The organism is Chachezhania sediminis, from assembly GCF_009765275.1.
Classification (GTDB): domain Bacteria; phylum Pseudomonadota; class Alphaproteobacteria; order Rhodobacterales; family Rhodobacteraceae; genus Chachezhania; species Chachezhania sediminis.
Map to the genome: position 1 here is coordinate 70,621 of NZ_VOPH01000011.1, position 19,878 is coordinate 90,498.

The following is a 19,878-nucleotide window of genomic DNA, read 5'->3' on the forward strand; positions in this document are numbered from 1 at the left end:
TCTTCTCTTTCTAAATACTCACAAGCGACGCGCGCTAGACGCGCATCGGCATGACGACATAGACCGCGCTCTGGTCATTGCCCTCGCGCATCAGCGTCGGATCGCCGGACGAGTTGAACAGGAACACCGCGTTCTCGCGGTCCACCTGGCTCGCGATCTCCAGCAGGTACTTCGCGTTGAACCCGATCTCCAGGCTCTCGTCGCCATAGGCCACGGCCAACTCTTCCTCGGCGGCGCCGCTGTCGGGCGCATTGACCGACAGCACCAGCCGATCCTCGCCCAGCTGCAGCTTCACGGCACGGGACCGTTCGGACGACACGGTCGACACCCGGTCGACGGCCTTCGCGAACTCGGTCGCGTCCACTTCCAGCCGCCGCGTGTTGCCCATCGGGATGACCCGCGAATAATCCGGGAAGGTCCCGTCGATCACCTTGGACGTCAGCGTGATCGCCGGCGTGGCAAAGCGCACCTTGGTCTCCGACACGGACACCGCGATCTCGGCCTCGTCATCGTCCAGAAGCTTGCGCAGCTCGCCCACGGTCTTGCGCGGCACGATCACGCCCGGCATGCCCGACGCGCCCGCCGGCAGATCCGCATCGATCCGCGCCAGCCGGTGCCCGTCGGTCGCCACGCAGCGCAGCACCTTGCCGCCATCTGCATCGGCCACATGCATGTAGACGCCGTTCAGGTAATACCGCGTCTCTTCCGTCGACACGGCGAATTTCGACTTGTCGAACAGCCGCCGCAGCACCGCCGCAGGGGCCGAGAAACTCACATCGTAATCCGAGGTCGCCATGACCGGGAAATCCTCGCGCGGCAGCGTCGCCAGCGAGAAATTCGACCGCCCCGCCTCGACCGTCAGCCGGCCGGCGGCGCTGTCGGCGGTCAGGACCACCATCGCGCCATCGGGCAGCTTGCGTACGATCTCGTGCAAAGTCGTGGCGGCAACCGTCGTCGCACCCGCGCGCTCGACCATGGCCGGCGCCTTGTCCACGACCTCGATGTCCAGGTCGGTCGCGCGGAACTGCACCTGCGCGCCCTCGGCCTCGATCAGGACATTTGCCAGGATCGGGATCGTGTTGCGCCGCTCGACAACCGACTGTGCCTGGCTCACGGCTTTCAGAAGGGCTGCGCGCTCGATACTGAACTTCATGTCCTTCGGTCCTCTGGTTTCGGGCCTCTGGGTCCGGGGCCACTGCCCGGCCCCCCGGGACCGGATTCCGCACCCCGCCCAAGGCCGGAAAGGACCCCGGGCGCAGGGACCCGCACCCTACCGCGTTGCGGCCCCGACACAAGGTCTTTCAAGGCCCCTCCGGCGATTTCGCCCGCACGGCAGGCCACCCGGCCGGACGGTGTGCGATTGATGCACCACCCCTTCCCTGTCATGCTTCCGTCCAAGGCAGGACACCAGCTCAGGAGGACCCCCGATGCCCGTGACCAGGACCGCCGCGAGGCAGGCCGCCGAGCAGTACCGCGAGGAAGGCTATGCCGTCCTCCGCCAGTTCATCGACGGCGACGCACTGATCGCGCTCAAGGCCGAAACCGACCGGATTTATGCCGAGGCCCTGAAACACCACCACACCTGGCGCCACGGCAATCTCTGTTTCGAGATCCTGCCCGAGGCCGATTTCGGCGCCCGCTACGTGATCCAGGCCTACTGGATAAGCTGGATGTCCGACCATTTCGAAAAGCTTCGCCGCTCGGACGACTACTTCACCCTGCTGGAACCCATCCTCGGCCGCGACATCCGCCAGGTGGCGCAGCAGATCCACTGGAAACCGCCCGGCGCTGGCCTGACCGGCTACCGCTTCCACCAGGACATCCGCTTCCGCGACTCGCGGAATTCCTACGTCGACATCGTCGCCTCCACGGTCAACACCGGCCTCGCCATCGATCCCTCGACACGTGAAAACGGCTGCCTCCAGGTCGTCCCCGGCTCCCACAGGTCCGCCTATCTGGGCCTCTCCGATGACGGCGACGGCCAGATCATGAAGGGCCTCACGGCCAAAGACGAACTCCGCGTGGCCGGCATCGACCCGGACAGCATCGTCTGGCTGGAACAGGATCCCGGCGACATCGCGATCTGGAGCCTGATGACCGTCCACGGCTCGCTCCCCAACATGTCGCGACAAGACCGCGCCTTCGCGATCTCCAGCTATGTCAATGCCGCCAACACCGACCGCGGCGAATGGGCCTTCCGCGACGGCGTCTCGACGCCCATTGGCGACACGCCGGTCCTCTGCAAGTACGAAAAGCTCCACGACAACCCCGACCCCCACTATGTCGAGGACCGCTGGTACGCCTGATCCCGGTCACGGGGCATGAGAAAACCGCGCACCCTCCCCCGGACATGACAGGGGCGCCCCCGTAACCCGGACGCGCCCCTCGCTTCTTTGATCTTCAAATATCTCGGGGGGGCTGCCCGGCACGGGCGGCCGGGGGCAGAGCCCCCGTCAACTGCAACACGTTAAACCGGTCCCGGAAGCACCCGGAAACACAGGCGCCCCGCAGGGTGCGTACTCTGCACGCGCCGCTCCGTATCAGGCCTCAAGCGCCCGTCGCAGGATCTCCAAGTCCTCGGCGATCTGCCCGTCCGTCGCCTTCAGTTCCTCGATCCGGCGCACCCCGTGGATCACGGTGGTATGGTCCCGCCCGCCGAACCGGCGTCCGATCTCGGGCAAGGACCGCGAGGTCAGCTGCTTGCAGAGATACATGGCGACTTGCCGAGGCCTGGCATAGCTTCGCAGCCGCTTCGGTCCGATGATGTCGCTCAGGCGGATGTTGTAATGCTCCGCCACCTTGCGCTGGATTTCCTCGATCGTGGTCTTGCGTTCCGACGCGCGCAGCACGTCCGCCAGGCAATCCTGCGTCAGATCCAGATCGATCGGCCGATCCACCAGCGAGGCGAAGGCGAACAGCCGGTTCAGCGCCCCTTCCAGCACGCGGACATTGGTCGAGATCCGCTGCGCCAGGAATTCCAGCACGCCCGAGGCCAGGCGGATCTGTCCATAGGTCTGCCCGAACTGCTGGACCTTGGCCTGCAGGATGCCCAGCCGCAGTTCATAGTCGGTCGGGTGCAGGTCAACGACCAGCCCGCATTGCAGGCGCGACTTCACCCGGTCTTCCAGGTCCTTGATCTCGCCGGGGCTGCGGTCGGCCGAAATGATGATCTGCTTGTTCTGGTCCACCAGCGCATTGAAGGTGTGAAAGAACTCTTCCTGCGTGCTGTCCTTGCCCGCGATGAACTGGACGTCGTCCACCATCAACACGTCGACCGACCGGAACAGGTGCTTGAAGTCCATCATCTTGCGTTCGCGCAGGGCCTGGACGAAACGGTACATGAACTGTTCCGCCGACAGGTACAGCACGTTCAGTTCCGGTCGCGCGGTGCGCAGTTCCCAGGCGATGGCATGCATCAGGTGGGTCTTGCCCAGGCCCACGCCGCCATAAAGGACCAGCGGATTGAAGGTCACGGGACCGCCTTCGGACACCCGGCGCGCGGCCGCATGGGCCAGCTCGTTCGGCTTGCCGACGACGAAGCGGTCGAAGGTGAAACGCGGATCCAGGGCGGCGGCCTGCAACGCCTCGGCCGGATCGACGCTGTTTTCCTGCACAGCGGGTGCAGCCGGGGCGGATTCGGGAAGCGACTCCGCCTGCGTCTGCGCACCGCTGGGACGGTCCGGGGCATTGGCCGCGACCCGGAAGGACAGACGACGCACGTCTTCGCCCGCCAGCTTCAGCTCGTGCAGGATCGTGTCCGCATAGTGCTGATTCACATAGGTTCCGACATAGGCATTCGGCGCGTCCAGCAGCAGCACGCCATCCTGCAGGTCCGCGTATTCCAGCGGCTCGATCCAGGTCTTGAACGAGTTCTGCCCGACAACCCGCAAAAGCCTTTCCCGCAGCAGTCCCCATTTTTCCTGTGTCATTCCACGCCTCACGTTTCCCGTATCCGGCCCTTCGGACCGTGTCGTTGCTTCTTGCCCACCGGGTTTTCCCGGCTGGATCCAAGGCATGCGACAAGCGTGCGCCGACCATGACATGATCGGACGTAGCCGCCCGAAAGGACGGCGACGTGCAGGTTGCGCCAAGACAATAGGCGACGCCGACCCCGCCCAAGGAGCCTGCGCGCTTACACTCCGCGCCACCACAACACTCTTGTCTTGACAGGGCCGTCCCGTGGGAAACCACGGAGAGCAGCAGGCTGACGGAGGTCCGAAACAGAACCCGTTTAGCCATGCCCCGGTGCCGTCTGATGCCCGTCAGAAGGTCCGGAGGCAGCCTGTCCCCCCAAGCGATGAATCGCAGGTTTATAGGTAGCAAGTCCCGGCGAGAGGCGGCAACGAAACTATGATGTTGACTCCGCCTTGGGCCGCAAAGAATCTCTCGCCGTTGCAGCAAGATGTTCGATGCCGCTGCGGCAAACGAAAAAAGCACCGCAGGGCGCGATGCTCTTGAAAAGTTTACTTTTTGTTAACCTTTTCGGGAGGTTCCGCCCACCACTGCAAGTTGCGCGACAGGGGCGTTTCCTCCCGTCAGGAAGGGCCTTCGATCAGGCCAGCGCCTTCACGCGCGAGGACAGGCGGGACATTTTGCGGGCCGCCGTGTTCTTGTGCACGACGCCCTTGGAAACGCCGCGCATCAGCTCGGGCTGGGCGTCGCGGAGGGCTGCCACTGCAGCTTCCTTGTTGCCGGAAGTGATCGCTTCTTCGACCTTGCGGAGGAAGGTGCGGATGCGCGACCGACGGGCCTTGTTTACGGCAAAGCGGGCCTCGTTCTGACGGGCGCGCTTCTTTGCCTGAGGCGAGTTTGCCATGTATTTTCGTCCTGCTGTCTGATCCGGCCGCCACGAATTGGCCTCGGGCCGGACGTCGAAATCGGGATGTGATCTGAAGTCGCGTCTCTAGCGGCGAGTCGTCTGTAAGTCAACCGGGGATCGACCCCGGCGTTCCGCAGCGAACTTCGGAGGGTGAAAGGGCGCGCCGGAAAGCCCCGGCACGCATCGTTTTACTTGTCGCGGAACTGCGGTTCACGCTTTTCCAGGAAGGCCGCCATGCCTTCCTTCTGGTCTTCCGAGGCGAACAGCGAATGAAACAGCCGCCGTTCGAAGGCGACGCCTTCGGCCAGCGTCGTCTCGTACGACCGGTTCACCGCTTCCTTGGCCGCCATCGCCGTGATCAGGCTTTTCTCCGAGATCTTGTCGGCGGCGGCCATCGCCTCGTCCATCAGCTTCTTCGCGGGGACCACGCGGCTGACAAGGCCGGAACGCTCCGCCTCTTCCGCCGTCATGAAACGCCCTGTCAGGTTCATGTCCATCGCCTTGGACTTGCCGACAAAGCGGGTCAGGCGCTGGGTGCCGCCGATGCCCGGGATGACACCCAGGTTGATTTCCGGCTGGCCGAACTTGGCCGTGTCAGAGGCGATGATGAAGTCGCACATCATCGCCAGCTCGCAGCCGCCGCCCAGGGCATAGCCGCTGACGGCGGCAATGATCGGCTTGCGGACCGAGGTGACGACATCGTTCGCCATCGCGAACAGGTTCTTCGAGTAGACGTCCGCAAAGGACATCTCCGACATCTCCTTGATGTCGGCGCCGGCGGCAAAGGCGCGCTCGGATCCCGTCAGAACGATGCAGCGGACCCGCTCGTTCTCGTCGGCCTCTTTCAGGGCCTGGCACAGTTCCCCAAGCAGTTGCTGGTTCAGTGCGTTCAGAACGTCGGGCCGGTTCAGCTTGATGAGGCAGACGTGGTCTTCAATCTCGACGACAATCGTCTCAAAGGCCATCAGGTTTGCTTTCGTTGTTCCAATCGAACCCCGTGATTACGGACGGGGCATATGCGGTTCAAGTTATCTTTGGCACGTCGGACAATAGAAGGTGGACCGCGCGGATTGCACGATCCGTGTCACCGTACCGCCGCAGTCCGGCCGCCGGCAAGGCTGTCCTTCGCGGCCATAGACGTCGAAGCTGTGCTGAAAATATCCAAGCTCTCCATCGGCCTGGCGGTAGTCCTTCAGCGAAGATCCTCCCGCCGCGATGGCGTCGGTCAGCACGTCACGGATGGATTGAACCAGCGCCTCGATTCTCTCGCGCCCGATGCGTCCCGCCTGACGCTTGGGGGATATGCGCGCACGGTATAGCGATTCGCAGACATAGATGTTGCCCAGCCCCGCCACGTTCCGCTGGTCCAGAAGCGCCGCCTTGATCGACGTCTTCCGCCCCGCCAGCCGGTCCGCCAGGTGATCGGCGTTGAACGCATTGCCCAGCGGTTCGGGCCCAAGGCCGGCCAGCAGGCGGTGGGTTTCCATCCCTTCGGTCGGCAGCAGGTCCATGGCGCCGAAGCGGCGCGGGTCGTTCATGGTGATCCGCGTCCCGTCCGCCATTTCCAGCACGACATGGTCGTGCTTGTCGGGCGCGGAATGCGCGTGTTCGAACCGCCCCAGCGGATCGCCCGACACGGTCATGCGGCCGGACATGCCCAGGTGGACCAGAAGCGTCTCGCCCCCCGACAGTTCCGCCAGCATGTATTTCGACCGCCGCCCCAACCGGACGACCGTCTGCCCCGTCAGCCGCGCTGCCATGTCGGGCGGAAAGGGCCAGCGCAGGTCCGGCCGGCGCACCTCGGCCCGCGCGATCACGCGGCCCTCCATCACCGGCGCCAACCCGCGCCGGACGGTTTCGACCTCGGGCAGTTCAGGCATGGGGCAGACGTTCCTCTGCCATGCGGACCAGCATGCGATATCCTTCCAGCGAGGATCCGATTCCCAGCCGCCCGGCCCCGGCAAAGGTCAGCACCTTGGCCCTGCGCCCCCTGCTGACCCCAGTCAGGTCCTTCCAGTAGCGCCGTCGGCGAATGGGCCCGCAGCGCAGTTCGACCCAGTCCTCGGTCCAGCGGATCCGGGCCTGCGCCTGCCAAAGAATCGCCCCTGCGGCCACGGCGATCTGCGCCAGCAGCAACCCGCCTTCCAGATCGACCAGCGGTCCGGTCCGGTCCTGCGGCCAGCGGTCGGCCCCGAAGAGGCCCGGCATCATCGCCGGCACCATCACCACGAAGGCCACGCCGCCCAGCATCAGTGCCCGCAGGCCCAGCCGGACCCTTGTTTCGGACACACCGTCAGAAAGGCTGTGGATCTCGTTCCCACGAAGCGCGCGCGAGGCGCTGAGGATCCCGGCCGTGAAGATGCCGACCGCCAGCAGCGCAAAGAGCGGCGCAGCCAGGCGGGCGCCCGGCATCCCGGGGTTCAGCAGCGCGGCGCGGACCTCGTCCAGCGCCTGCCAGAACAGGAAACCCGCCGCCACAAGCGACACGGCAAAGAACGGCACCGCACAACGCATTTTCAGCCGGTCGGGGACCAGCGAACCGAAGCGCGGCAATTCGGGATCGGGCGCGTGCCCCTCTCCTGATCTATTCGGCATATAAGTGACCACCCAGTCCACCAGTCCAAAGGGGCGCATTGTCCCCGGCCCGCTTGGTCCTATAACAGGGGCGAACGCGACAGGCGGCAAGGGCTCATGGACGACACGGACGCAAAAACCACGCATTTCGGCTATCAGACGGTGCCGGAGGGACAGAAGGCCGAGAAGGTGAAGGGTGTCTTCACCTCGGTCGCCAGCCGTTATGACCTGATGAACGACGTGATGAGCGGTGGCATCCACCGCATCTGGAAGGATGCGATGATGGACTGGCTGGCGCCCAGGCCCGGCCAGCGGCTGCTGGACGTGGCGGGCGGGACCGGCGACATCGCATTCCGGTTCCTGAAACGCGCGGGCGAAGGCCATGCCACCGTGCTGGACCTGACCGCCGGCATGTTGGAGGAAGGCCGCAAGCGCGCCGAGGCCGAGGCGATGTCCGACAGCCTGGACTGGGTGGTGGGCGACGCGATGGCCCTGCCCTTTGCCGACAATACCTTCGACGTCTACACGATCAGCTTCGGCATCCGGAACGTGACCCGACCGCAGGAGGCCCTGAACGAGGCCTACCGCGTGCTGCGCCCGGGCGGGCGGCTGATGGTGCTGGAGTTCAGCCAGATGCCGGTGCCGATGCTGCAGAAGGCCTATGACCTTTATTCCTTCAACGTGATTCCGCGGATGGGCAAGATCATCGCCGACGACCGCGACAGCTATCAGTACCTCGTGGAATCGATCCGCAAGTTCCCGGACCAGGAGACGTTCCTGTCCATGGTCCGCGCGGCCGGGTTCGAGAACGCGAAATACCGCAACCTGTCGCTGGGAATCGCGGCCCTGCATTCCGGCTGGAAGATTTAGGGCCATGCGCGGTCCGCACAATATCTGGCGCCTGATCCGCACGGGGGCCACGCTGGAACGTGCCGGCGCGATGAACGTCGTGCTGGATGCCTTCGAGGCGCCGGTTTCGGTCCGCATTGTCGCCCGGATCCTGGCCAAGCCGTTCGAATTCCTGGGCTATCGCGGCGATCCGTCGATGGCGCCCGCGACACGGGCGCTGACCGCGCTGGGCCCGGCCTATATCAAGTTCGGACAGATCCTGTCGACGCGGCCGGACGTGGTGGGCGACGAACTGGCCGAGCAGCTGCGTATCCTGCAGGACCAACTGCCCCCCTTCCCGGTCGAGATCGCCAAGGCCGAGGTCGCCCGCGAACTGGGGGTCGAGGTCGACGAGGTCTTTTCAGAGTTCAGCGAACCGATCGCCGCGGCCTCGATCGCGCAGGTCCACAAGGCGCGGCTGGCCGAAACCGGGCAGGAGGTCGCCGTCAAGGTCCTGCGCCCGGGGGTGGAACGCGCCTTCCGCAAGGATATCGATGCCTTCTATCTGGGCGCCTCGATGGTCGAGATTTTCGCGCCGGGCGCCCGGCGGCTTAAGCCCATGGACGTGATCCGCCATTTCGACGGCGTGGTCCGGGGCGAACTGGACCTGCGGCTGGAATGCTCGGCCGCGTCGGAATTCGCGGCGAACACCAAGGACGACGAAGGTTTCCAGCTGCCGGCCATCGTCTGGCCCTATTCCGGCCGGCGGGTGATGACGTTGGGATGGGCCGACGGGTTGCCACTGGGCGACAACGCGGCACTGGATGCGGCGGGACACGACCGGCGGGTCTTGGGCGAACGGGTGCTGACCCTCTTCCTGAACCACGCGCTGCGCGACGGATTTTTCCACGCCGACATGCACCAGGGCAACCTGAAGGTCGCGGCCAATGGCGACATCATCGCCTATGACTTCGGGATCATGGGGCATATCGACCTCTATACCCGACGGGTCTACGCCGAGATCCTCTATGGCTTCATCCGCAAGGATTACCACCGTGTGGCCGAAGTGCATTTCGAGGCAGGCTATGTCCCCGCCGATCAGGATGTCGACGAATTCGCCCGGGCGCTGCGCGCGGTGGGGGAACCGATCTTCGGCATGGATGCCTCTCGCATTTCCATGGCGAAGCTGCTGGCCTATCTCTTCGAGGTGACCGAACGCTTCGGGATGGAAACGCGGACCGAACTGATCCTGCTGCAGCGGACCATGGTCGTGGTCGAGGGCGTGGCGCGGTCGCTGGATCCGCGGATCAACATCTGGGACGTGGCAAGCCCCGTCGTGTCGGATTACATCAAGAAGAGCATCGGACCGCGGGCAGTCCTGTCGGATCTGGCGCTGACGGCCAAGGTCCTGACGCGTTTCGGCCCCCGTCTGCCCAGGCTGGTCGAGGCTGCGCTGGTCGCCCAGTCGCAGGAGGCGCCCCGTCCGTCCCGCCGGTCTTCGCTGGTGCCGGCCGTCCTCGGGGCGCTCGCGGGCGGCGCGCTGGTCGCCCTGGCCTTCCTGGCATTCTGATCCGTCGACCCAGCCACTGGCCCCCTTCGCCCCGAAGGCTCGCTGAACCGGACGCAGGGCTGCGGCCGACAACGGCAAGCCGGATGCAGCACGCATCCGGCGGATCGGGCGGGTGGTCCGTTGGCGGGCGCGCGACGTCAGTCGCCGTCCGCTTCTGCAACGGTCCGGCCGAGCGCGGGATCGAAAAGCCCGCCGCCCAGTTCCGTATGTCCCCAGCCGTCAGAGCCAAAAGCGCCGGTTCCACCGCCCGGGCCTTGTCCGTCGCGACATAGGCGTAGCGCGGCAGTCTGGACTCATAGCCGCGCTTTTCCAGAAGCCCCCGGTTCACCAACTTCTTAGGACGGTCCGACAGGATATTCGTGGGGATGCCTTCCTCGCTGGTCTGAAAGTCGCCGAACTTCGCCTTCCGGTGCCACAGAGCGTCCCGCAGGATCGGCAGGGTCCGCCTGTCCCCCACCATGATCGCCCGCGCGGGCGAGATCACGCGGGCTACGGGCGCCTTCCAGACCGATCAACTGGCCGATCCCGACCAGATCGGAGTCTGCCGGCAGATGGGCGGGGAGATCCATGGCTTCGTGCAATGCACCGGCTCCGCGGCGTGTCCGAGGCGCTGCACGACCACGAAGCGACGATCCCCTGCATCGCGGTCGAACCGGCCGAATCGGCGGTGCTGTCGGGGGGGGCCTTTCGGCGTCCACCGGATCGAAGGGGCCAGCGCGGGTTATGTCGTGCCGCTCTGGCGGCATGCAGGCGTGGACGGGTCGATAGGCTCTCGACCATGGAGGCGATGGAGATGGCCCGCAGGCTCGCGACCGAGGAAGGCACCTCGACGGGCGCCATCTGGTGGCGCCCTGCGGCTTGCTGCAGATCTGGGGCCACGGTGGTGACCGTGGCCTGCGACACGGGAATGAAGTACTCTCCACCCCCGCTCTACGGCGACAGGTCGCCAGATCGACCCCGGGACCGCGACGGGCCTTTCAAAGACCTGTCGGAAGCCCGTTCAAACGGGCTTCCCGGTCCCGGCCGCAGCGGTCAGAGACGTTCGATGGCCAGTGCAATCCCCTGGCCGCCGCCGATGCACATGGTGATCAGCGCGCGTTTTCCGCCGGTCCGCTCCAGCGCATAGAGCGCCTTGACCGTCAGGATCGCGCCCGTGGCGCCGACCGGGTGGCCCAGCGCGATGGCACCGCCCCAGGTGTTCACCTTCGCAGAGTCCAGCCCCAGTTCGCGGTTCACGGCGATGGCCTGCGCCGCGAAGGCCTCGTTCGATTCGATCACGTCGAAATCGTCGACCGTCAGGCCGGTCCGTTCCATCAGGTTCCGCACCGCCGGGATCGGGCCGATGCCCATCACCTCGGGGCGGACGCCGGCATGGGCATAGCCCAAGACCCGCGCGCGCGGGTTCAGGCCGGCCTTCTCGGCCGCCTCGGCCCGGGCCAGCACGACCGCCGCCGCGCCGTCATTGATCCCCGACGCGTTGCCCGCCGTGACCGTGCCGTCCTTCCTGAAGGCCGGGCGCAGCCCGGCCAGCGCCTCGGGGCTGGTGGCCTTGGGATGTTCGTCCCTGGTGAACGGCACCTTTTCGCGGCGCACCATGACCTCGACCGGCGTGATCTCGGCTGCGAAATCCCCGGCCTCCAGCGCCGCCTTCGCCCGCTCCTGGCTGGTCATGGCAAAGGCGTCCTGGTCCTCGCGGGTGATCTGGTACTCGGTCGCCACGTTCTCGGCCGTGATGCCCATGTGCCCGGTGCCGAACGGGCAGTTCAGCGCCCCCAGCATCATGTCGAGCGATTTGACGTCGCCCATCTTCTGGCCCCAGCGCGCATTCACCATGGCATAGGGGCTGCGCGACATGCACTCGGCCCCGCCGGCCAGGGCGAAATCCGCATCGCCCAGCATCAGCGACTGCACCGCGGACACGACAGCCTGCGCGCCCGACCCACACAGACGGTTCACGTTCATCGCGGGCGTGCCTTCCGGAATCCCGGCCTGCATCGCGGCCACCCGGCTCAGATACATGTCGCGGGGTTCGGTGTTGATCACGTGGCCAAAGACCACGTGGCCGATCTGCGCGCCATCGACCCCGGCGCGTTCCAGCGCGGCCTCGGTCGCGACGGTGGCCAGTTCGATCGGCGGGATTGAGGCCAGCGTGCCACCGAAGGTGCCGATCGCGGTGCGTGCACCGTCCAGGATTACGATATCGGTCATGGGGTTCAGTCCTTTGTCAGCCATCGGGCCCGCGCGGGGCCGGGGAAGGGTTACCCGCGGATATATCGCCCCTGCCGGGTCGGACCAATGGAAACGAAACGTCACTTTGCCGCCCCCCGCCCGGGTGCGCCAAGGTCCGGCATGGTCCGGAAACGACATATCCCGGCACATCCGGCATGACGCGCCTTCCGCGAGCGTCTAAACCCGGCCAAACTGACGCCGGAACGAAGGAGCCCGCCCCATGACCCTGGCCTTCCTGAACGACATTGCCGATACGCTGGCCCAGATCGATGCCGACGGGCTGATGAAGCGCGAACGGCTCATCACGTCTCCCCAGGGGGCCGAGATCAGCATCGAAGGCCGCCGCCTGATCAACCTTTGCGCCAACAACTACCTGGGGCTGGCCGATCACCCGGCCCTGATCGCCGCCGCGAAACGGGCGATGGACGATCACGGCTACGGCATGGCGTCGGTTCGGTTCATCTGCGGCACCCAGGACCTCCACCGCGAACTGGAAGGCGCCATCGCAAGCTTCCTCGGCATGGACGATTCGATCCTCTTCGCCGCCTGCTTCGACGCCAATGGCGGGCTTTTCGAGCCCCTGCTGGGGCCGGAGGACGCCATCGTCTCGGACGCGCTCAACCATGCGTCCATCATCGACGGCATCCGGCTCTGCAAGGCGCGCCGCTATCGCTATGCCAATTCCGACATGGAGGATCTGGAGGCACAGCTGAAGGCCGCCCGCGCCGACGGCGCGCGGCACATCATGATCGCGACCGACGGCGTCTTCTCGATGGACGGCTACCTGGCCGACCTGCCGGGCATCCGCGCGCTGGCCGACCAATACGATGCCGTGGTCATGGTCGACGACTGCCACGCGACCGGCTTCATGGGGCCCAAGGGCCAGGGCACGCCGGCTCATCACGGGGTCAGGGTCGACATCCTGACCGGCACGCTGGGCAAGGCGCTGGGCGGGGCCATCGGCGGCTACATCGCAGGCCCCCAGCCGGTGATCGACCTGCTGCGCCAGCGCGCCCGGCCCTATCTCTTCTCGAACGCCCTGCCGCCCGCAGTTACCGCTGCCGGCCTCGCCGCGCTGAAACTGGTGGAAGAGGGCGACGCCCTGCGGGCACAGCTGTTCGAAAACGCCGCCTACTGGCGCGCTGGCCTGGAAACCCTGGGCTTCACCCTGCTGCCCGGATCGCACCCGATCATCCCGGTGATGCTGGGCGAGGCGAAGCTGGCCCAGGCCATGGCCCAAAGCCTCTACGACAATGGCGTCCAGGCCTCGGGCTTCTTCTTCCCTGTCGTGCCCAAGGGCCAGGCCCGTGTCCGCACCCAGATGAACGCGGCGCTGACCCGCGCCGACCTCGACCGCGCGCTCGACGCCTTTGCCGCTGCCGGCAAGGCCTCCGGCGCTCTCTGAAGACCTTCTGAAGGAATGCTCCGATGACCACCAACCAGATGAAGGCGCTGGAAAAGAGCTTCCCGCGCGAAGGTCTCTGGATGACAGAGGCCCCGGTGCCCGAAATCGGCCCCGACGACGTGCTGATCAAGGTGAACATGACCGGGATCTGCGGCACGGACATCCATATCTGGAACTGGGACGACTGGGCCTCGCACACCGTCCCCGTGCCGATGATCACCGGCCACGAATTCGCGGGTGAAATCGTGGAACTGGGCCGCGACGTGTCGGGCCTGAAGATCGGCCAGCGCGTCTCCGGCGAAGGGCACCTGGTCGGCTCCGAAAGCCGGCAAAGCCGGTCGGGCAAGTTCCACCTGGATCCCGGCACGCGGGGCGTGGGCGTCAACGTCCAGGGCGCCTTCGCGCAATACCTGCGCCTGCCCGCCTTCAACGTGGTGCCCCTGCCCGACGATATCCCCGACGAGATCGGCGCGATCCTCGATCCTCTGGGCAACGCCGTCCACACCGCGCTCAGCTTCGATCTCTTGGGCGAAGACGTGCTGATCACCGGCGCCGGGCCCATCGGCATCATGGCCGCCGCCGTCGCCCGCCGCGCCAGCGCACGCCACGTGGTCATCACCGACGTGAACCCCGACCGCCTGAAGCTCGCGGCCGAGGTGGCGGACGTCCGAACCGTCAACGTGGCGGAAGAAAAACTTCAGGACGTGATTGCCAGCCTCGGCATGAAACAGGGCTTCGACGTGGGCCTGGAGATGTCCGGCAACCAGGCTGCGCTCGATCAGATGTGCGACGCGATGGTCATGGGCGGCAAGATCGCGCTTCTGGGCATCCCGCCGGGGCTGGCACCGATGGACTGGTCCAAGGTCGTCTTCAAGGCCCTGACCATCAAGGGCGTTTACGGGCGCGAGATGTTCGAGACCTGGTACAAGATGATCGCCCTTCTCCAGAACGGTCTCGACATCAGCCGGGTGATCACCCACCGCTTCCCGGTGGCCGAGTTCGAAAAGGGCTTCGCCGCGATGAAATCCGGAAAAAGCGGCAAGGTGGTCCTCGACTGGCGCGACGCCTGACAGCCCCGAAAACCAAACCGCCCCCGGGCCTTATTCGGTCTTCAAGTATCCAAGGGAAGTCGCACCAGGCGCGCGGCGGAAGCCGCGCCGCCAACCGGGCCAGACACGCAACCGGCGCCCCTGGCTTCTTTGATCTTCAAATACCTCGGGGGAGTCGCCCGAAGGGCGGCGGGGGCAGAGCCCCCAACCACGCCAATCGAAAGCCTCACACCAGCTCGGACAACCGCGCCAGCGCCTCTTTCAGCTGCGCTTCCTCGCCTTCCCGCGCGGCCAGGTTGGCACGGGTTTCCTCGACCACCTCTTCCGGCGCGCTTTCGGCGAATTTCGGGTTGTTCAGACGCCCGCGCAGACCGCCCAGTTCCTTGGCCAGCTTGGCAAGCGTCTTCTCCAGCCGCGCCTTTTCCTCGGCGATGTCGATGATGTCGGCCAGCGGCAGGCCGAAAGTCGCGCCCTCGGCCGGGATCGTGACGGTCCCCTTCGGGAAGGCCCCGACCTCGGTCAGCCCCTCCACCCGCGCCAGTCGCAGGATCAGCGCCTCGTTCCGGGCCCAGGCGGCCCTGGCCGCATCGTCCATGCCGGTCACCAGCATGGCGACATGCAGGCCCGCCGGCACGTGCATCTGCGCGCGTGCGGACCGGATCGCGTCGATCAGGCCGATGACCCAGGTCATCTCGCGGTCGGCCTCGGCATCCGCGATCTCGGGCCCATAGGTCGGCCAGTCGCCGTGGATCAGCATCTTGGCGCGGTCGCCCGTCTCGCCCCACAGCTCCTCGGTGATGAAGGGCATGATCGGGTGGAGCAGGATCAGGCACTGGTCCAGGACCCAGCGCATTGTGGCCTGGGTTTCGGCCTTGGCCGCCGCATCATCGCCCTGCAGGAGGGGTTTGGCGAATTCCACGTACCAGTCACAGACCTTGCCCCAGACAAAGGCGTAAAGCGCATTGGCCGCGTCGTTGAACTTGAACTCGGCAAGGGCCGCATCGACCGCCGCGCGGACGCGGGCGGTTTCGCCCAGGATCCACTTGTTGACCGTGTGCTCGGGTGCCAGCTGCGCCACCGGCAGGACCGGGACGGAAGACTCGTAGACCCCGTTCATCTCGGCAAAGCGGACGGCGTTCCACAGCTTGGTGCCGAAGTTCCGGTAGCCCGCGATCCTTGCCATATCCAGCTTCAGCACGCCGCCCAGCGCCGCCATGGCCGCGGACGAAAACCGCAGCGCGTCGGCACCGTATTCGTCGATGACCTCCAGCGGGTCGACGACATTGCCAAGGGACTTCGACATCTTCTTGCCCTTGGCATCGCGGACGAGGCCGTGCAGGTAGACGGTGTCGAAGGGCACATCGCCCACGACGGCCAGCTGCATCATCATCATCCGTGCGACCCAGAAGAACAGGATGTCCTGCCCGGTCACCAGCGTCGAGGTCGGGAAGTACCTGGCCAGTTCCGGTGTCTGGTCCGGCCAGCCCAGCGTCCCGATGGGCCAGAGCCCCGAGGAGAACCAGGTGTCCAGCACGTCCGGATCGCGCCAGACCGGGTAGACCAGGTGCGTCGGGTCCTGGCTGACCTCGTATTCGGCAAGGCTGGCCGCCAGCGTGTGCAGCGCCGTGGCACGGTCCTCGACCTCGATCACACGGGCCGCGTTCAGGGGCGTCGGCAGGGTTTGCAGCACATCGGCGAACTGCCCCGCGACGGCGTCGAAATCATGGCCGCAATGGATGTGCTCGTCCCCGGCCAGCAGTTTCTGGTCCAGCAGCAGGCGGCCCATCTCGACCGGGTCCAGCGCGCCGTCGCCCTCGTCGTCGCGGAAGCCTTCGCCCGACAGGTCGAACCCGTACCAGACCGGGATCTGGTGACCCCACCACAGCTGGCGCGAGATGCACCAGGGCTCGATGTTTTCCAGCCAATGATAATAGGTCTTCTCGCCCGATTCCGGCAGGATCTTGGTGCGGCCGGTGCGCACGGCGTCCAGCGCCGGGCCCACGATCTTTTCGGCATCGACGAACCACTGGTCGGTCAGCATCGGTTCGATCACGACCTTGGACCGGTCGCCGAAAGGCTGCATGATCGCCTTGGCCTCGACCAGCGGGACCTGCGGGATTTCCTCGCCTTCTTCCGGGGTGAAGCCCGTCTTGCCCAAGCGCGGGTCGTCGGCCAGCGTCATGACCGCCAGGCCATCCGCGTTGATCTCATCCACCACGGCTTTGCGGGCCTCGTCGCGGCTCAGGCCGCGCAGGTGGTCGGGGACCAGGTTCAGCGTGTCGACCTCGGCCACGGTGAAGGCCGCGCCATTCGCGATGTCCTGCGCCCGGGCGGCAGCTTCGGCATAGGGCGCGCCGTCGTCGCGCATGTTGGCCCTAGTGTCCATCAGGCGGAACATCGGGATGTCGTTCCGCGATGCCACGCCATAGTCGTTGAAGTCATGGGCGCCGGTGATCTTCACGGCGCCCGATCCGAAGGTCGGATCCGGATAGTCGTCGGTGATGATCGGGATCAGGCGGCGGTGTTCTTTCGGGCCTACCGGGATCTCGCACAGCTTGCCGACGATGGGCGCATAGCGTTCGTCCGAGGGATGGACCGCGACGGCACCGTCACCCAGCATGGTTTCGGGCCGGGTCGTGGCGATCGAGATATAGTCCCGCGTCTCGCGCAGGGTGACGTTCCCGTCCTCGTCCTTTTCCACGTATTCATAAGTCTCGCCACCGGCCAGCGGGTACTTGAAGTGCCACATGTGGCCCGGCGTCTCGATGTTCTCGACCTCCAGGTCGGAAATCGCCGTTTCGAAATGCGGGTCCCAGTTCACCAGACGCTTGCCGCGATAGATCAGGCCCTTGTCGTACATGTCGACGAAGACCTTGATGACGGCATCGTGGAAGTTCGGCGCGCCCTTCCCGGCATCCGGGTCGCCCGCAGCGCCACCCATGGTGAAGGCCTCGCGCGACCAGTCAGCCGAGGCGCCCAACCGTTTCAGCTGACCGATGATGTGGCCGCGGGAATTGACCTTCTGCTGCCACACCAGGTCGATGAAGTCCGGGCGGGACATGTCGGTGCGGCGGCGGTTGGTCTTGGCCAGTTCGCGTTCGACGACCATCTGGGTCGCGATGCCGGCATGGTCGGTGCCGGGCTGCCACAGCGTGTCGAAGCCCCGCATGCGGTGCCACCGGATCAGGATGTCCTGCAGCGTGTTGTTGAACGCGTGCCCCATATGAAGGGACCCCGTTACGTTCGGCGGCGGGATCATGATGCAGTAGGTGTCCGCCCGAGAGGCATTGGCGCCCGCCTTGAAGGCGCCACTCTCTTCCCAGGCCTTGTAGAGGCGCGGCTCGGCTTCGGCCGCGTCGAACGTCTTGTCCATCGCCATCGGTCTGATCCCTTCCGGTTCAAGCCCCGTCTAGCCGGGCCGGCGGCGAAGGAAAAGACCGCATCCGCGCGGGAACGGGTCCGAGAGGCGGATCGAACGTCGGGTCGGCCCGATTTTCGGCGGCGCGTTGTGGTGGCCGGCGCACGGGGGCGCTGCCCCCGCCGGCCCCCCGAGGGTATTTGAAGACCGAAGAAATGGGGAGGGAGGCACAGGGCAGGGTTTACCCCGCCGTTTGCCTCCGACGGTCGCAGCGCCCCCCCGCCCCGCGCGATGTCAGTCCCGGTCGATCTTGGTCGACAGGTGGATCAGGCTTTCCGAGGAACGCACGCCGGGCGCCTCGCCGATGCGGTCGAGAAGTTCGTCCAGCGCGCCTGGGGTGGCGGCCGAAACCTGGACCAGCAGGTCGAACCGGCCGGAGGTCGTGACGGCGCGTTCGATGCCCGGCAGGATCTTCAGGCGGTCCAGCACGGCGGGCCCGCGCCGCGGCTCGATCACGACCAGGACGGTGGCGCGCAGCATCGGGCCCAGGCCTGCGCCGCGCTTCAGGGTATAGCCCGCGATGGCGCCGCCCTCTTCCAAGCGGGACAGGCGGGCCTGCACCGTGGTGCGGGCCAACTTCAGCCGCTGGGCCAGCGCTGTGACCGGCATCCTTGCATCGTCGCGCAGCAGGTCCATCAGTCTGCGGTCGGTATCGTCGATCTGCATCGCAACCTCGTCAATTCGCCCAAAACTATCGGCGATCCTGTCGGAATGCCAAGGCAAACCGACAGCGCCCCGGAGGATACTGGAGATCCAGCCGAACCCGGACCCACCCCGAGAAGGACCTTGTACCGATGCATCACGCGCCTGCCCTGTGGTCGACACCCGAAGCCCATCTTCGCCTGACGACACCCGACCGGGCGCAGATGTACATCGCGCCATCCGTCCTGCAGGCGACGGCCCGGCGTTTTGTCGCCGGATTCCCCGGTCTCGTGACCTATGCCGTCAAGGCCAATGCGCGGGACGAGGTCCTGACCAATCTGGTCGCCGCGGGTCTGAAGGCCTTCGATGTCGCCTCGGTCGACGAGATGCGGCTGGTGCGGCGGATCTGCCCGAGCGCCACGCTGCATTACAACAACCCGGTCCGGTCGCGGGCCGAGATCGCCGAGGCCATTGCGCTGGGCGTCCAGTCCTGGTCGGTCGACGATCAGGGCGAGCTGGCAAAGCTGGCACCCGTCCCGGAAGGGTCCGAGATCGCCGTGCGACTGGCCCTGCCCGTCAAGGGCGCGGCCTATGATTTCGGGGCAAAGTTCGGGGCCACGCCCGATGCGGCCATCGACCTGCTGAAGACCGTCGCCGCCTCGGGCCGCGTGCCGGCGCTGTGCTTTCACCCAGGCACCCAGTGCACCGATCCCGGGGCATGGACCGCCTATATCGCCGAGGCAGCGCGCATCGCCGAGGCCGCTGGCGTTCGGCTGGCGCGGCTGAACGTGGGCGGCGGCTTTCCGTCGTCCCGGGGCGCGGACGCCACCGGCCCGGCGCTGGAGACGATCTTCGACGTGATCGGCACCGCCACCGGCCGGGCCTTTGGCGACGACGCGCCGGAGCTGGTCTGCGAACCCGGGCGCGGCATGGTGGGCGAGGCGTTCACCCTGGCCGCCCGCATCAAGGCGATGAAGCACGACGGGCAGACCGTCTTCCTGAACGACGGCCTCTATGGCGGCCTGTCGGAATGCCGCGACATCGGCCTGAACCTGCGCGTCCGGGTCCTGTCGCCCGACGGCACCCCGCGCCGGGCCCCGACCAGCCCGCGGGTTGTCTTCGGGCCGACCTGCGACAGCCTTGACCGGCTGCCCGACGGCCTGCCGCTGCCTTCTGACGCAGCCGAGGACGACTATGTCCTGTTCGACGGCATGGGCGCTTATTCCATTGCCATCGGAACGCAATTCAACGGCTATGGAATCGGCGATGTCGTCACGGTGGCCGAGCTGACCTGACGCACCGGCTGGACTCCTGCCTGCGGCCCGTTACTGTCCCCCGAGAATT

The 19,878-nt window shown here is 66.4% G+C and carries 15 protein-coding genes and 1 pseudogene; 6 read left to right on the top strand and 10 right to left on the bottom strand.

Features of this window, described 5'->3' with window-relative positions:
- Nucleotides 1-34: 34 nt before the first annotated feature.
- Nucleotides 35-1,153 (bottom strand): DNA polymerase III subunit beta, encoded by a 1,119-nt coding sequence (dnaN, locus tag FQK05_RS22060; RefSeq protein WP_158971011.1) that lies wholly within the window; start codon nucleotides 1,151-1,153, stop codon nucleotides 35-37.
- Between the two features lie 274 nt (nucleotides 1,154-1,427).
- Here dnaN and FQK05_RS22065 point away from each other — a divergent pair, with 274 nt between their 5' ends.
- The gene (locus FQK05_RS22065) at nucleotides 1,428-2,306 is read left to right on the top strand and encodes a phytanoyl-CoA dioxygenase family protein (RefSeq protein ID WP_158971013.1); all 879 of its coding nucleotides are present in this window, start codon (nucleotides 1,428-1,430) and stop codon (nucleotides 2,304-2,306) included.
- A 234-nt stretch (nucleotides 2,307-2,540) separates the two neighbouring features.
- Here FQK05_RS22065 and dnaA read toward each other — a convergent pair whose 3' ends face one another.
- The 5 genes from dnaA to FQK05_RS22090 form a co-directional block, all read right to left on the bottom strand.
- Nucleotides 2,541-3,929: a chromosomal replication initiator protein DnaA gene (gene dnaA, locus FQK05_RS22070; protein WP_158971015.1), complete on the bottom strand. Its 1,389-nt coding sequence runs from the start codon at nucleotides 3,927-3,929 to the stop codon at nucleotides 2,541-2,543.
- A gap of 623 nt (nucleotides 3,930-4,552) precedes the next feature.
- Complete coding sequence (gene rpsT / locus FQK05_RS22075; RefSeq protein ID WP_158971017.1) at nucleotides 4,553-4,816, bottom strand: 30S ribosomal protein S20; 264 nt, start codon at nucleotides 4,814-4,816, stop codon at nucleotides 4,553-4,555.
- A gap of 191 nt (nucleotides 4,817-5,007) precedes the next feature.
- Nucleotides 5,008-5,784, bottom strand: coding sequence for an enoyl-CoA hydratase (locus FQK05_RS22080; RefSeq protein WP_158971019.1), 777 nt, complete (start codon nucleotides 5,782-5,784; stop codon nucleotides 5,008-5,010).
- 63 nt (nucleotides 5,785-5,847) lie between these two features.
- Entirely contained in the window at nucleotides 5,848-6,699 is an 852-nt protein-coding gene (gene mutM, locus FQK05_RS22085; RefSeq protein ID WP_158971021.1) for a bifunctional DNA-formamidopyrimidine glycosylase/DNA-(apurinic or apyrimidinic site) lyase, read from the bottom strand.
- Complete coding sequence (locus FQK05_RS22090; protein WP_158971023.1) at nucleotides 6,692-7,414, bottom strand: hypothetical protein; 723 nt, start codon at nucleotides 7,412-7,414, stop codon at nucleotides 6,692-6,694. Before FQK05_RS22090 ends, mutM begins: the two co-directional genes overlap by 8 nt.
- 96 nt (nucleotides 7,415-7,510) lie before the next feature.
- Here FQK05_RS22090 and ubiE point away from each other — a divergent pair, with 96 nt between their 5' ends.
- Nucleotides 7,511-8,263 carry a bifunctional demethylmenaquinone methyltransferase/2-methoxy-6-polyprenyl-1,4-benzoquinol methylase UbiE gene (gene ubiE, locus FQK05_RS22095; RefSeq protein WP_158971025.1) on the top strand — a complete coding sequence of 251 codons (753 nt, stop codon included), beginning with the start codon at nucleotides 7,511-7,513 and terminating at the stop codon, nucleotides 8,261-8,263.
- 4 nt (nucleotides 8,264-8,267) lie between these two features.
- The gene (gene ubiB / locus FQK05_RS22100) at nucleotides 8,268-9,791 is read left to right on the top strand and encodes a 2-polyprenylphenol 6-hydroxylase (RefSeq protein WP_158971027.1); all 1,524 of its coding nucleotides are present in this window, start codon (nucleotides 8,268-8,270) and stop codon (nucleotides 9,789-9,791) included.
- 229 nt (nucleotides 9,792-10,020) lie between these two features.
- Here the strand turns inward: ubiB and FQK05_RS26570 are convergent.
- Nucleotides 10,021-10,251, bottom strand: a pseudogene (locus tag FQK05_RS26570) (winged helix-turn-helix transcriptional regulator); the annotation flags it as partial.
- 572 nt (nucleotides 10,252-10,823) lie between these two features.
- Nucleotides 10,824-11,999: an acetyl-CoA C-acyltransferase family protein gene (locus FQK05_RS22110; protein WP_158971031.1), complete on the bottom strand. Its 1,176-nt coding sequence runs from the start codon at nucleotides 11,997-11,999 to the stop codon at nucleotides 10,824-10,826.
- 241 nt (nucleotides 12,000-12,240) lie between these two features.
- Here FQK05_RS22110 and FQK05_RS22115 point away from each other — a divergent pair, with 241 nt between their 5' ends.
- Nucleotides 12,241-13,425: a glycine C-acetyltransferase gene (locus FQK05_RS22115; RefSeq protein ID WP_158971033.1), complete on the top strand. Its 1,185-nt coding sequence runs from the start codon at nucleotides 12,241-12,243 to the stop codon at nucleotides 13,423-13,425.
- A gap of 38 nt (nucleotides 13,426-13,463) precedes the next feature.
- Nucleotides 13,464-14,495 (top strand): L-threonine 3-dehydrogenase, encoded by a 1,032-nt coding sequence (gene tdh, locus FQK05_RS22120; RefSeq protein WP_158971128.1) that lies wholly within the window; start codon nucleotides 13,464-13,466, stop codon nucleotides 14,493-14,495.
- A gap of 205 nt (nucleotides 14,496-14,700) precedes the next feature.
- Here the strand turns inward: tdh and FQK05_RS22125 are convergent, their stop codons facing one another.
- Nucleotides 14,701-17,853, bottom strand: coding sequence for a valine--tRNA ligase (locus FQK05_RS22125; RefSeq protein ID WP_158971035.1), 3,153 nt, complete (start codon nucleotides 17,851-17,853; stop codon nucleotides 14,701-14,703).
- A gap of 273 nt (nucleotides 17,854-18,126) precedes the next feature.
- Nucleotides 18,127-18,558 (bottom strand): Lrp/AsnC family transcriptional regulator, encoded by a 432-nt coding sequence (locus FQK05_RS22130; RefSeq protein WP_158971037.1) that lies wholly within the window; start codon nucleotides 18,556-18,558, stop codon nucleotides 18,127-18,129.
- A gap of 128 nt (nucleotides 18,559-18,686) precedes the next feature.
- On the opposite strand from FQK05_RS22130, the gene FQK05_RS22135 reads away from it, so the two are divergent.
- Nucleotides 18,687-19,829: a type III PLP-dependent enzyme gene (locus FQK05_RS22135; protein WP_158971039.1), complete on the top strand. Its 1,143-nt coding sequence runs from the start codon at nucleotides 18,687-18,689 to the stop codon at nucleotides 19,827-19,829.
- The last annotated feature ends 49 nt before the right edge of the window (nucleotides 19,830-19,878 follow it).